This window comes from Streptomyces sp. NPDC028298 (assembly GCF_055565895.1).
The window spans coordinates 120189-133735 of sequence record NZ_JBVHTL010000009.1 but is presented as its reverse complement, the minus strand read 5'-3'; the positions used below and the strand labels follow the sequence as shown (position 1 = coordinate 133735).

Genomic DNA, 13547 nt, shown 5'->3' with positions numbered 1-13547 from the left:
CTGTGCAGGTGAGGACGATACTCGCGGTTCCCGGTCGATTGCACATCGGGTTCACCGACCGGATACGCACTGTTGACGTACGTTTACCTGCGGTTGCGCGCCCGTGAGCGCCGGACACCGGGCCGATCCGGTGTGACGGACATCGCGCGCGGGTACCGGCGAACGGGTGAGCGCCCGGCGAGGGCCGCGCGCCCCGGGTCCTCCTCACGCCTACCCCCGACCGTCCGGCCGATGCCGACGGACCGTCAAGTTCCGCATCCCGCGGTGGATCCGAGGTCACCCACTGTTCCGCCGCGGGCCCCCCTCCCGTCACGCGGCGGCACCTACGATCGTCCCGCTTCGACAGGCAGGCACCTACGGCGGGAGGAGCGCTCATGGGAGCGCAGGAGTCGAACGGTCAGGAGCGGGGCACGGCGCGGCGGACGCTGCTTTCGGCCGCTGTGCTCGGGGCGGGCGGAGCGGCCCTCGGCCTGCCCGGCACCGCGAGCGCGGACGAACGCCACGCAGGCGGCGGCTACCGGAGCCTGCCCAGACCGACCGTCATCGGTCACCGCGGAGCCAGCGGCTACCGGCCGGAGCACACCTTCGGCTCGTACCAGCTCGCCCTCGACCTGGGCGCCGACGTCGTCGAGGCCGGCGACCTGGTCCCCACCAAGGACGGTCACCTCGTATGCCGTCACGAACCGGAGATCGGCGGGACCACGGACGTCGCCGCACATCCCGAGTTCGCCGCCCGCAGGACCACCAAGACGCTCGACGGCGTCCCCACCACCGGCTGGTTCACCGAGGACTTCACGCTCGCCGAGCTGAAGACCCTGCGCGCCGTCGAGCGCGTCCCCGCCAACCGTCCGCACAACACCCTCTACGACGGCCGCTGGGAGATCCCCACCTTCGAGGAGGTGCTCCGCTGGCAGGACGAGCAGACCCGCAAGCGGGGCAGGCAGGTCTGGATCTACCCCGAGACCAAGCACCCCACCTACTTCCGGGCGCTCGGCCTCGGCCTGGAGGAGCGGGTCGCGAAGCTGCTGCGCACGCACGGAAAGGACAGGAAGGACTCGCCGGTCATCCTCCAGTCCTTCGAGCCGAGCAGCATCCAGCGGCTGGACAAGCTCGTCGGCAACCCGCTCGTCGTCCTGCTGTCGGCCGCGAACACCCGCCCCTGGGACTTCGTCGCGGCGGGTGACCCCCGCACGGTCGCCGACCTCGTCACGCCCGCGGGCCTGGAGTGGATCGCCTCGTACGCGCAGGGCATCGGCCCCACCCTCGACCTGGTCATCCCGAAGGACGCGGCCGGCAACCTCACCAGCCCGACCACCCTCGTTGCCGACGCGCACCGGGCGGGCCTGATCCTGCACCCGTACACCATGCGCAACGAGAACCCCTTCCTGCCCGCGAACTTCCGCAAGGGCACGGCAGCGGACGCCTACGGGGACCCCTTCGGCGCCTTCAAGGTCTACTTCGAGACGGGCATCGACGGCGTCTTCACCGACAACGCGGACACCGCGGTGCTGGCCCGCGCGGACTTCCTGAAGCGCTGAGTCCGCCGCCCCGGGCCGTCCGCGGAACGCGGCACGAGGCGGGCGCCCGCCCGGAGCGCGGCACGAGGCGGGCGCCCGCTCTTCGTCAACGCACACCCCGGTCACCCCGGATGGGGTGAGAAGCGGCCGCCCCGGCAACCTGGCGCCGGGGCGGCCGCGTCGTGCCGCACATGACGCACGAACTGCTCACCACCCTGCGCCCGCTGCTCGTCGCCGAGGCGTCGGCGGAGGCCCATGGCTCCGGCGCCGAGCGGGGCGACCTGGAACAGGCCGTCTGGCTGCGGCTGCTGGAACGACTGGAGACGACGGGACCGCCCGCCGACCCGGGGCGCTGGGTGCGCCGGGCCGTCCGCTCGGAGGCCCGCCGCTGCCGGCGCAGGGCGCGTGCCGAGCGGCCCTACGCCACCGAGCCCGCCGACGACGCTTCCGGCCCGGAGCAGCGGGCGATGGCCGGCGACCGGCGGCGTGAGCTGCACGAGGCGGTGCGCCGGCTGCCCGGCCGCTGCCCCGGTCTGATGGCCGCCCTGCTCTCCCCGGAGGACCTCACGTACCGGGAGATCGCAGGCGAGTTGGGTATCTCACAGGGCAATCTTGGTCCGGAACGCTCCAGATGTCTTGGATGTCTTCGCCGATTGCTGACGCCGGAGGTTGCGGCCCGCTGACGACGGGGATAGGAGTGGGGGACGACCGGTGGAACAGGTGAGCGGGAGGCATGCACACATGGGCATGAGCGTGACCATCTCGGCGGCGACCGAGCAGGATGCGGAATCGATCCTGAAGCTGCAGTACCTCTGCTATCAGAGCGAGGCCGAGCTGTACGGCGACTACGGCATCGAGCCGCTCACCCAGCCGCTCGACTCCCTCAGGGCGGAACTGGCGGACGGCACCGTCCTGGTGGCCCGGCTCGGCGACGAGGTGGTGGCCTCGGTACGCGGCGCCGTCGACGCCGACGGCACGGCCCGCATCAACAAGCTCATCGTGCACCCGCGTATGCAGCGGCACGGTCTGGGCGGACGTCTGCTCGACGCCATCGAGGCGCGCCTGGGCACCGAGGGCGCGGCCAAATCCTTCCAGCTCTTCACCGGCCACCGCAGCGAGCGCAACCTGCGCCTGTACCGCAAGCACGGCTACGCCCCCGTCTCGCAGGAGCGGGTGGGCGAGCGCATGACGCTGGTGACCCTGGCCAAGGGCGCCGACGCCGGCGCGTACGCCGCCAGCGCCTGAGCGGGCGCCCGGCCTCGGCCGGGGCCGTCAGCCGGCGTTCGTACGCGCCTTGCGCAGCCAGTACATCGCCGACAGCGGCAGCAGGACCGGGATGAAGAGATAACCCATGCCGTAGTCCGACCACACCGTGGCGTCGGGGAACGCGGACGGCTCGGCCAGCGTCCAGGTCCCGACGATCAGTACGCCCGCGAGCTCGGCGGCGCAGCACACCAGCGCCGCCCTGCGCGCCGTCTCGCCGCCGCGCACGAGCGAGTAGGTGATGAACCCGTAGACGAGACCGGCGACCGCGGACAGCGAGTAGGCGAGCGGCGCCTTGTCGAACTGCGTGGAGATCTGCACGGCCGACCGTGAGACCGCGCCGACCACCATCACGCCGTACAGCCACACCAGCAGGATGCCCGGGCCGCTGATGAGCCGCGCCCGCTTCGTGCCCGCGGCCGCTTCCGCCGGGGTCCCGCCCTGGTCGTCCCGCATGTCCTGCGTCACGGTCGTGTTCTCCTCCGTAGCCGTCATCTCAGCCTCCCCAGATGTCGTAGAGCCGGACCTCGAGCACGGCGAGGACGATGCCGCCGGCCGACACGGTGACCGAACCCCAGCGGGTGCGCTCCGCGAGCGACATGAATCCCGCGGCCGGGATGCAGGCGAACGCGCCGATCAGATACGCGACGAAGATGGTCGTGCCCTGCTCCGGCTTCTCGCCGCGCGCGAGCTGGACGACGCCGATCACGAGCTGGACCAGCGCGAGCACGCTCACCACGGCCATGCCGATGAAGTGCCAGTCCTTGGTGGGCTGATCGCGGTGTGCGGCCCAGCCGCACCAGGCGGCGAGCGCGAGCGCGGCGACGGCGGTCGCGACCGTCAGGGCATCAAACATGCCGTGACCCTATTACGGGCCAAAAGACCTGATGCGCGCGCCCCCGGGCTGCCCCACGGGCCACTGCCCGCCGGGCTCCGCGCGGACCGGGCGACGGGCGGGCCCACCGTGGCGTTGGCCACAACGCACCGGGCCGGTGACCCCGACGCCGGCCTCGCGGCCGAGGGCCGCTCGCCCTTGTCCGTACTGGTGACGGACGAGGGGATCGGGATCTTCCGCGGCGGCCGAGGTGTCCACGAAGCCGTCCATCGCTGTCCGCTATTCGGACAGCGGTGGCGGTCCTGGGGCCTTGGTCTGCTTTACTTCCTTCCATGACCACGACGAGCGACCGCATCCTTGCGACCGAGGCGACCATGACGCCCGGTGCTCGTTGTATGTGTCGAATGTGTGCCTGCTAGAGGGCCCCCGCACCACCGCTTGATCCCGCGCCCCGAAGCGGGACCGCCGCGCCCAGTGTCCGTACCGCGTACGTGACCGGGCTGCCCCGCGCACACGTTCTCCTTCCGGTTCCATCGCCAACGCGAGAACCGTGCCGCGTTCCGACCGCATGCACCCGTGCCCGGCGCACACCCACGCCCCGCACTCGACAGTGACGGAATTCCCAGTGATCACGACAACGGGCCTCACCAAGGTCTACCGCTCGCGCGGCCGTGAAGTGACCGCCCTCGACGGCGTCGATCTCCACGTCCGCGAAGGCGAGGTGTTCGGCGTCATCGGCCAGTCCGGTGCCGGCAAGTCCTCGCTCATCCGCTGCGTCAACCTCCTGGAGCGCCCCAGTTCCGGCACGGTCACCGTCGCCGGCCAGGACCTCACCGCCCTCGCCGGGCGCGGCCCGCGCGCCGGCCGGGAGCTCCGCCAGGCGCGCAGCCGGATCGGCATGGTCTTCCAGCACTTCAACCTGCTGTCCTCGCGGACCGTCCAGGAGAACATCGAGCTGCCGCTCGAAATCCTTGGCGTGTCAGGGAAGGAACGTTCCTCCAAGGCGCTCGGGCTGCTCGACCTCGTCGGGCTCTCCGACAAGGCCAAGGCCTACCCCGCGCAGCTCTCCGGCGGCCAGAAGCAGCGCGTCGGCATCGCCCGCGCGCTGGCCGGCGACCCGAAGGTGCTGCTCTCCGACGAGGCCACCAGCGCCCTCGACCCGGAGACCACCCGCTCCATCCTGGAACTGCTGCGCGACCTGAACCGCCGGCTGGGCCTGACCGTCCTGCTCATCACCCACGAGATGGACGTCGTCAAGACGGTCTGCGACTCGGCCGCCCTGATGGACAGGGGCCGCATCGTCGAGTCCGGCACCGTCAGCGAACTCCTCGCGACGCCCGGCTCCGAGCTGGCCGCCGCGCTCTTCCCGGTCAGCGGCACCGCCTCCGGCGAGGACCGCACCGTCATCGACGTCACCTTCCACGGCGAGTCGGCCACCCAGCCGGTCATCTCCCAGCTCTCGCGCACCTACAACATCGACATCTCGATCCTCGGCGCCGCGATGGACACCGTCGCGGGCCGGCAGGTCGGCCGGATGCGCATCGAACTGCCCGGCCGCTACGAGGAGAACGTCGTGCCGATCGGATTCCTCCGCGAGCAGGGCCTGCAGATCGACATCCAGGGGCAGCAGCCCGTCCTGGTGAAGGAAGGTGCCAAGTGACCTGGTCCGAGATGCAGCCACTGCTGTCCCAGGCGTGTTGGGACACGCTCTACATGGTCGGCTGGTCCACGGTGATCGCCGTGCTCGGCGGCCTTCCACTGGGCGTCCTGCTGGTCCTCACCGACCGCGGCGGCCTGCTGCAGAACACGCTGGTGAACAAGGTCATCGGCCAGGTCGTGAACGTCGTCCGCTCGATGCCCTTCATCATCCTGATGGTCGCTCTGATGACCTTCACCCGCTGGATCGTCGGCACGACCATCGGCCGGGAGGCGGCCATCGTGCCCCTCGCCGTCGGCGCCATCCCGTTCTTCGCGCGGCTCGTCGAGACGTCCGTGCGCGAGGTCGACGGCGGTCTCGTCGAGGCCGTGCAGTCGATGGGCGGCAACACCTGGACCGTCGTCCGCAAGGTGCTCGTACCCGAGTCCCTGCCGTCGCTGATCTCGGCCACCACGACCACGATCGTCGCCATCATCGGCTACTCCGCGATGGCTGGCACCGTCGGCGCGGGCGGGCTCGGCGACCTCGCCATCCGCTACGGCTACCAGCGATTCGAGTCCCAGATGATGTGGCTCATCGTCGCGGTCCTCGCCGTCGTCATCGCCGTCGTCCAGTTCGCGGGCGACTCGGGCGCCCGGGTCCTGCACCGCCGCGCCGGCAAGGGCGGCGAACCGCTCCGCTTCCGCGTCCTCGGCGGATTCCTGCCCGGCGGCCCGGCCGGCGCCACCCGCGCCAAGACCGCCGATTCCTGACTCCCCGCCTCACCCGGCGGGTTGCACCACCCATGGAGAAAGGCACTTTTCGTGCGTAACACCACCAAGATCACCGCAGCAGTCCTCGCCACCGGCGCCCTCACCCTGGGCCTGACCGCCTGCGGCTCCGGCTCGTCCGACGACAAGGCCAAGGCGACCGACACCCTCGTCGTCGCGGCCACGCCCGTCCCGCACGCCGAGATCCTCGACTACATCAAGGACCACCTGGCGAAGAAGGCCGGCCTCAAGCTGGAGGTCAAGGAGTTCACCGACTACGTCCAGCCGAACACGGCCACCGAGGACGGGTCCGTCGACGCCAACTACTTCCAGACCCAGCCGTACCTGGAGGACTTCAACAAGAAGAACTCCACGCACCTCGCCTCGGTCGCCACCGTCCACCTGGAGCCCCTCGGTCTCTACTCCGAGAAGGCCAAGAAGGTCGACGAGCTGAAGAAGGGCGGCACCGTCGCCGTCCCGAACGACGCCGACAACGAGGCGCGGGCGCTGCGCTTCCTCGCCTCCACCGGGCTCATCACGCTCAAGAGCGGCTCCGAGGGCACCGCGACCCCGCAGGACATCGAGAAGAACCCGAAGGACCTTCAGTTCAAGGAGATCGAGGCGGCCCAGACCCCCCGCTCCCTGAAGGACGTCGACGCCGCCGTCATCAACGGCAACTACGCGATCGGCGCCGGACTCTCGCCCGCCAAGGACGCCCTGGCCCTGGAGTCCACCAAGAACAACGCGTACAACAACGTCCTCGCCGTGAAGCAGGGCAACGAGAACGACCCGCGCGTGAAGAAGCTCGCGAAGCTCCTCACCTCGCCCGAGGTCAAGAAGTTCATCGAGGACAAGTACAAGGGCTCCGTCCTCCCGTCCTTCTGAGCCCCGCCCTTCCGGCCGGCTTCGTCTCGAACGGGCCCGGGCCCGGGCCGATTTGCGGCCCGCGGCCCGACTCGTCACCGCACGGGGTCCACTCCATTACCCGGAGTGGACCCCGTTGTGCCGTTCAGTGGTTTCATGCTGCATGCTGGGCAGTTCAGAGGACCCGACGGTATATCAGGTCCGAAGTCCCCGACGGTTACGGAGCGTCGCATGACGAGCACCTTCCCCGACATCTCCATCAGCACGGAGCGGTTGGTCCTGCGTGCGCTCGACGAGGACGACGTGCCCGCGCTGACGGAGATGATGAACGACGAGATGGTGGCGGCCTGGACGTCGATCCCCCAGCCGTTCACCGAGGACGGCGCCCGCGACTGGATCGCCGACTACGCCCCCACGGAACGCGCCCGGGGGCGCGGACTCGACCTCGCCGTCACCGAGTTCCTCACCCAGCGACTCGTCGGCGTCATCCAGCTCGGGAAGACCAACTGGCGCGTCAGGTCCACCGAGCTGTCGTACATCATCGCCCCCTGGGCGCGCGGCGAGGGGTACGCGTCCGAGGCCGCGCTCGCCACCGCCCGCTGGCTCTTCCGCGAGCAGAAGTTCGAGCGCGTGGAACTGCGCACGGCAGCGGGCAACACCGCCTCGCAGCAGGTGGCCCAGAAGATCGGGTGCATCAGCGAGGGCGTGCTGCGCAACGCCTGCATAGCCCGCACCCGGACCGAGGACGGGAACTGGGTGGACCTGCGCACCGACTTCATCGTGTGGAGCCTGCTGCCCGAGGACCTCGACGGCATGGACGGCCACCTCACGGACTCGGGCGGCTTCGCCTCCTTCAACGACTGGAACTGACCCGCACCGGCGAACGGGAGCCGTCACGGCGGGGCGTGCACGGTGAGGACGGGTAGTGCGCGGCTCCGGCAGGGCGTGTGCGGCCATGGCCGGTCGTAAGCGGTCACGGGGGGTCATATACGGTCGGGTCGAGTCACATGGGTGTACGGCGGTCAGCTCACCGGATACCGGTCACGCGACCGCGGATACGGCCGCGGATACGGCCGCGGATACGGACGCGGAGCCGGACCGGGACGCGTGGACCCGGGCGCCGTCGTACCGGCTCCTCGCCTCGGCGCGGCGGGCCTGCTCCCCGCGCCACGCCGACCGTCACACGCCCGGCGCGCCGCACCGGGGTACCCTCACCAAGCCCGCCCGGGCTGCACCTGAGACCTGCGAAGACCTGTCTGGAGACTGACGACGATGGCCGACCGGGTCACGGTGATCGGCTGGGACGGCTCGCCGCTGCCCGTTGCGGCGCGCTCCGCTCTCGGTGCCGCCACACTGGTGGCCGGAGCGGCCCATCATCTCGACCTCCCCGAAGTGCCCGAGGGCGCCGAGCGCGTGAGGCTCGGCAGCGTCGGCCTCGCCGCCCGCCGCATCGCGAGCCACCGGGGCACCGCCGTCGTCCTCGCCGACGGGGACCCCGGATTCTTCGGCATCGTACGGACCCTGCGCGCGCCCGAGTTCGGCCTGGAGGTCGAGGTCGTGCCCGCCGTCTCCGCCGTGGCCGCCGCCTTCGCCCGCGCCGGAATGCCCTGGGACGACGCCCAAGTGGTCGTCGCACACAGCCGCACGCTGCGACGCGCGGTGAATGTATGCCGAGCCCACACCAAGGTTGCCGTCCTCACCTCACCCGGCGCCGGGCCCGCCGAACTCGGGCTGCTGCTCGAAGGAGTGCACCGCACCTTCGTCATCTGCGAGGAACTCGGCACCTCCCGGGAACAGGTCACGATCCTCACCTCCGACAAGGCGGCCGACCACACCTGGCGCGACCCGAACGTCGTGATCGTCATCGGCGGCTTCGTCGCCGCGGCCGAGGGCGGCTGGATCGCCGGCCGGGAACCCGCCGGCGGGCCGCGCGGCTGGGCGCTGCCCGCGCGGGCGTACGGCGGCGCCCTCGGCGAGGGCGAGGCGGACCTGCTGCGCGCCGCCCAACTCGCCCGGCTGGGACCGCGCGTCGGCGACCTCGTCTGGGACATCGGCTGCGGCAGCGGTGCCTTCGCCACCGAGGCCGCCCGCACCGGTGCCGCCGTCATCGCGGTCGACCGCAGTCCCGGCTCCTGCGCCCGCACCGAGCACTCGGCCCGCCGCTACGGCGTGCAGATGCAGATCGTGCACGGCAGTGCCCCGCACGTCCTCGAGGACCTGCCCGAACCCGATGTCGTGCGGGTCGGCGGCGGGGGAGCGGCCGTCGTCTCCGCGGTCGCCGACCGCCGTCCCCAGCGGATCGTCGCGCACGCCGCGACCCGTGACGCGGCCGAACTCATCGGCCGCGATCTGAGCGAGCACGGCTACGACGTCGAGTGCGCGCTCATTCAGTCCGTCGAACTCGATACACGGGCCTGGACGGAGAAGGAGCGGAGCGTCGCGTTCCTGCTCAGCGGCCGTCTGCCGGATCGCGCCCCGTGATCCTGTTGTCGTACCGCGCGCGGTAGGCTGGCCGATCGTTGTACCGCTCCTGGGGGTCGGCCTTTCGTAGGTCAATGTCCGGAAAACCCGCCCGTTTTGAGGCGTGTGTGGTACGGCGCAACCCGGAGGACGCGCAACGTGGCGTAGTCCACAGCGGGCTCTCGCGGATCACGCTGTCGCGAGGGCGGGATGACCGGGACAATGCCTGTTAATGGCTTTGTCGTCTTTGTTGGCCGGTCGTACGTGCCGCTGGGCACGCACGCTCGTTCTTCACTGTGGGGCGGTCGGTGCGCCGTTCCGGGCGAGCTGGACTTTGGAGCACTAACCGATGGGCGAGGGGTACGCATGACCGACACCGGCCAGGTCCCGGGCGAGGGAATGCCGGAGAGCGCAGGCATGGTGGAGCAGCCGGGCGTCACCACACCGGGCGCGTACACCTACCTCGACTCTCCCGAGAGCCCCGTCGAGGAGGACGACCTCCTTCTCCTGCCGGGCGCGCCCGGAGCCCAGGGTGCCTGGGGCAACGAGGTGCCGCCGCCGGCCCCGATGCCCTTCTCCGACGAACCCGGCCCGCACGAGACGGACGGACGCGACACCGGCGCGATCGACCTCGGCGCCGTGCGCGCGCCGAGCCCGGCGCCCGTGCCCCAGCCGGCCCCGCAGCCCGTGACGCCGCGCCGTCCGCTGCACCTCGGCCCGCCCACGCCGGACGGATCCTCCAGCCCGGTGCGCTCGCTGGCCGACCGCGGACCCGCGGGCGCCCGCCCGACCACCATGGCCACCCCGGTGACCCCGCTGCGTCAGGCCGGCCCGCCGACCGTCGGTCCCGAGTACCTGGACGTGGCCGCGCCCGTCGACGCCGCGCCGCAGGCCGCGGCGCCGTGGGGGACGGTGCCCGTCGGCGGCGAGGCCGTGACCGCCGTGGCCCACGAGGTGCCGCTGCCCGAGTCCGCCGTGAGCGGGGAACCCGTACCGGTTACCGAGACGCCGCAGGCCGCCGAGGCCGAGCAGGTACCCGGCCTCGTGGCGGCGCCCTTCGTCCACGACCCGGCCCAGCCGCAGGTGCCGGCGGCCGACGGCACGGCGCTCGACCTCCAGGACCAGACCGACCTCCCGGCTCCCGAGGCCGAATCCGCGACGGACGACTCGGCCGCCCGGCAGATCCCCGCCGCCCCGCAGTTCCAGGACGCCCCGGTCGCACCGGCCGCGGCCGACCTCGGGGACCCGGCCGTGAACGAGACGCCCGGGCACGAGGCCGTACCGGCGCAGCCCACCGAGGACACCGGGCACATCGCCGTGCCCGCGCAGCCGCTCGCGCCCGCCGAGGACCCCACGCCGGCCGAGGACCCCGCCGCGCAGGTCCCGGCGCAGCTCGCCGACCAGGACACCCATGCGGCGGACCCGGCCGCCCCCGACGTCCAGGAGGCCGGCTTCACCGAGCCCGCCGTCGAGACGCCGGAGCCCGCCGTCCCCCTCGCGGACGACGCGTCCCTGCCCGGCACGGAGCCGTCCCTCGGCGTCCCGGCCGTCGCCCACGCCTACGAGACCCCGGACTCCGCCCTGTCGGCGCTCTCCGCGCGCTCGGCGGAGGCCTCGCTCGGCGGTCAGGGGCTCGCCCTCGACGCGATCCAGGCCCAGCAGTTCACCGACCGGCTCACCGCCGTGGAGAACGGCGCGGTGCCGTCCGAGGACGGCCCCCTCGCCGACGAGGCCGACGCCCTGCCCGCGTCCGGCACCGTCGACCCGCAGGCCGTGGCCGTCGGCGTGGCCGCGCAGGGCGAGGCCGCCCACCTGGCCGCCGATCCGCACCAGCCCACCGCCGATCCGCACCAGCCCACCGCCGATCCGCACCAGCCGATCGCCGGTCCGTACCACCCGGCGCACGGCGACCAGCACCCCGAGAGCGCCCTGGACGAGGCGGCCGTCCCCGGATTCCCCGGCGCGCCCCTCGTCCCCCAGGCCGACCGGAGTCTCGGCGGATTCGTGTCCGTGGACGGCCCGGTGCCCATGACCGTCCACGCCGACCCGACCCCGCCGCACGGCATGACTCTGGCGCCCGCGCCCGACGAGGAACAGCCTCCCGCGCAGGACCTCCAGGCCGTCGCACCGCTCCCGGCCGAGGAGATTCCCGCGGCGGAGGCCGAGCCGATCGCCCAGGCGTCGGTGCCCGCCCCCCGGGAGGCGGAGGCCGACCCCGAGGCCATGCCCGTGGCGGAGCCGCTCACCGCGGAGCCGGAGCCCATGGCCGCACAGCAAGCGGAGGACCTGCACACGCAGGTCGCCGACCAGGAAGAGAGCACGGCCGTGGTGGAAGACGTACGCGAGTCGACCGGCCCGGCGGCCGCAGGCTTCAACGACGCCGAACGCGAGGCCGTCCTGCGCGTGATCCGCGAGCGCCGCGACATCCGCAACGGCTTCCGCGACGACCCCATCCCGCACGACGTGCTGCTGCGCGTCCTGGAGGCCGCGCACACCGCGCCGTCCGTCGGCCACTCCCAGCCCTGGGACTTCGTCGTCATCCGCTCCGCCGAGACCCGGCGCAGCATGCACGAACTCGCCCAGCGCCAGCGCGAGGCCTACGCCAAGTCGCTTCCCAAGGGCCGCGCCAAGCAGTTCAAGGAAATGAAGATCGAGGCCATCCTCGACACCCCGGTGAACGTCGTCGTCACCGCCGACCCGACCCGTGGCGGACGCCACACCCTCGGCCGGCACACCCAGCCGCAGATGGCCCCGTACTCCGCCGCGCTCGCCGTGGAGAACTTCTGGCTCGCCGCCCGCGCCGAGGGCCTCGGCGTCGGCTGGGTCAGCTTCTTCGACGAGCGCGAGATGGTCCGCGCGCTCGGCCTGCCCGAGCACCTGGAGGTCGTCGCCTACCTGTGCGTCGGGTACGTCGACGAGTTCCCGGAGGAGCCCGAGCTGATGCAGGCCGGCTGGTCCAAGCGCCGCCCCCTGTCGTGGGTCGTCCACGAGGAGACGTACGGCCGTCGCGCGCTGCCCGGCGAGGAGCCGCACGACCTGCTCGCCGAGACGGTCTCCAACATCCGCCCGCTCGACGCCAAGGCGCTCGGCGAGGCGTGGGAGCGCCAGAAGCGGATGACCAAGCCCGCGGGCGCCCTCGGCATGCTGGAGATCATCTCCGCGCAGTTGTCGGGCCTGTCCCGGATGTGCCCGCCGCCGATCCCGGAGCCGGCCGCCGTCGCGATCTTCGCCGGTGACCACGGTGTCCACGCGCAGGGTGTCACCCCCTGGCCGCAGGAGGTCACCGGCCAGATGGTGGCCAACTTCCTCGGCGGCGGCGCGGTCTGCAACGCGTTCGCCAACCAGGTGGGCGCCGAGGTCTGCGTCGTCGACGTGGGCGTCGCCTCCGACCTCCCCGCCACACCGGGTCTGCTGCCGCGCAAGGTCCGGGCGGGCACCGCCGACATGACCACCGGTCCGGCCATGACCCGCGAAGAGGCCGTCGCCGCGCTGGAGGTGGGCATCGAGACGGCCCGCGACCTGGTGGCCGCGGGCAACAAGGCCCTGCTCACCGGCGAGATGGGCATCGCCAACACGACCGCGTCGGCCGCCCTGATCTCGGTGTTCACCGGCGCCGACCCGGCCGAGGTCACGGGCCGCGGCACGGGCATCAACGACGAGACCCTGGCCCGCAAGACCGAGGTCGTCCGGCGCGCCATCGAGTTCCACCAGCCGGACCCGGCGGACCCGATCGGCGTCCTCGCCGCGATCGGCGGCCTGGAGCACGCCGCCATGGTCGGTCTGCTCCTCGGCGGGGCGTCCCTGCGGACGCCGGTGATCCTGGACGGCGTCAGCGCGGGAGCCGCCGCGCTGGTGGCCCGCGCCATCGCCCCCGAGGTCCTGGCCGCCTGCATCGCGGGCCACCGCAGCGCCGAACCGGGACACGTGGCCGCCCTGAACAAGCTGGGCCTGCGCCCGCTGATCGACCTCGACCTGCGCCTCGGTGAGGGCACCGGCGCCCTGCTCGCCCTGCCCATCGTGCAGAGCGCGGCGCGGGCGATGCACGAGGTCGCCACGTTCGACTCGGCCGGGGTGACCGAGAAGTAGGCCCCGGCACCGGTGGGGTGGGGGGGGGGGGGGGGGGGGGGTACCCCCCCCCCCCCCCCCCCCCCCCCCCCCCCCCCCCCACCCCCCCCCCCCCCCCCCCCCCCCCCCCCCCCCCT

11 protein-coding genes are annotated in these 13547 nt (G+C 72.5%); 9 read left to right on the top strand and 2 right to left on the bottom strand.

Annotation, left to right across the window (positions count from 1 at the left end; genetic code table 11):
* The first annotated feature begins 374 nt into the window (after window positions 1–374).
* The 3 genes from ACZ4TO_RS33415 to ACZ4TO_RS33405 all read left to right on the top strand — a co-directional run bounded on the left by ACZ4TO_RS33415 (window position 375) and on the right by ACZ4TO_RS33405 (window position 2762).
* Window positions 375–1538, top strand: coding sequence for a glycerophosphodiester phosphodiesterase (locus tag ACZ4TO_RS33415; RefSeq protein ID WP_382788977.1), 1164 nt, complete (start codon window positions 375–377; stop codon window positions 1536–1538).
* A 170-nt stretch (window positions 1539–1708) separates the two neighbouring features.
* Window positions 1709–2200: a sigma-70 family RNA polymerase sigma factor gene (locus ACZ4TO_RS33410; protein ID WP_385042522.1), complete on the top strand. Its 492-nt coding sequence runs from the start codon at window positions 1709–1711 to the stop codon at window positions 2198–2200.
* A 58-nt stretch (window positions 2201–2258) separates the two neighbouring features.
* A complete protein-coding gene (locus ACZ4TO_RS33405) occupies window positions 2259–2762 on the top strand; it encodes a GNAT family N-acetyltransferase (protein WP_382788972.1) in 504 nt (167 codons plus the stop codon).
* 27 nt (window positions 2763–2789) lie between these two features.
* On the opposite strand, the gene ACZ4TO_RS33400 is transcribed toward ACZ4TO_RS33405, so the two are convergent.
* Complete coding sequence (locus ACZ4TO_RS33400) at window positions 2790–3236, bottom strand: hypothetical protein (RefSeq protein ID WP_385042674.1); 447 nt, start codon at window positions 3234–3236, stop codon at window positions 2790–2792.
* A 40-nt stretch (window positions 3237–3276) separates the two neighbouring features.
* The gene (locus ACZ4TO_RS33395) at window positions 3277–3636 is read right to left on the bottom strand and encodes a hypothetical protein (protein ID WP_468026184.1); all 360 of its coding nucleotides are present in this window, start codon (window positions 3634–3636) and stop codon (window positions 3277–3279) included.
* A gap of 547 nt (window positions 3637–4183) precedes the next feature.
* Between ACZ4TO_RS33395 and ACZ4TO_RS33390 the strand changes: the two genes are divergently transcribed.
* The 6 genes from ACZ4TO_RS33390 (at window position 4184) to cobT (ending at window position 13431) form a co-directional block, all read left to right on the top strand.
* Entirely contained in the window at window positions 4184–5275 is a 1092-nt protein-coding gene (locus ACZ4TO_RS33390) for a methionine ABC transporter ATP-binding protein (RefSeq protein ID WP_382789585.1), read from the top strand.
* Window positions 5272–6024 (top strand): methionine ABC transporter permease, encoded by a 753-nt coding sequence (locus ACZ4TO_RS33385; protein WP_382788967.1) that lies wholly within the window; start codon window positions 5272–5274, stop codon window positions 6022–6024. The genes ACZ4TO_RS33390 and ACZ4TO_RS33385 overlap by 4 nt, the downstream gene beginning before the upstream one ends.
* A 51-nt stretch (window positions 6025–6075) precedes the next feature.
* Window positions 6076–6906, top strand: coding sequence for a MetQ/NlpA family ABC transporter substrate-binding protein (locus tag ACZ4TO_RS33380; RefSeq protein WP_382788964.1), 831 nt, complete (start codon window positions 6076–6078; stop codon window positions 6904–6906).
* A 210-nt stretch (window positions 6907–7116) separates the two neighbouring features.
* Window positions 7117–7755, top strand: a complete 639-nt coding sequence (locus tag ACZ4TO_RS33375) for a GNAT family N-acetyltransferase (protein ID WP_382788961.1) — start codon at window positions 7117–7119, stop codon at window positions 7753–7755.
* Between the two features lie 402 nt (window positions 7756–8157).
* On the top strand, window positions 8158–9366 hold the full coding sequence (gene cbiE, locus ACZ4TO_RS33370) for a precorrin-6y C5,15-methyltransferase (decarboxylating) subunit CbiE (protein WP_382788959.1): 1209 nt from the start codon (window positions 8158–8160) through the stop codon (window positions 9364–9366).
* A gap of 345 nt (window positions 9367–9711) precedes the next feature.
* Window positions 9712–13431 (top strand): nicotinate-nucleotide--dimethylbenzimidazole phosphoribosyltransferase, encoded by a 3720-nt coding sequence (gene cobT / locus ACZ4TO_RS33365; protein WP_468026183.1) that lies wholly within the window; start codon window positions 9712–9714, stop codon window positions 13429–13431.
* The last annotated feature ends 116 nt before the right edge of the window (window positions 13432–13547 follow it).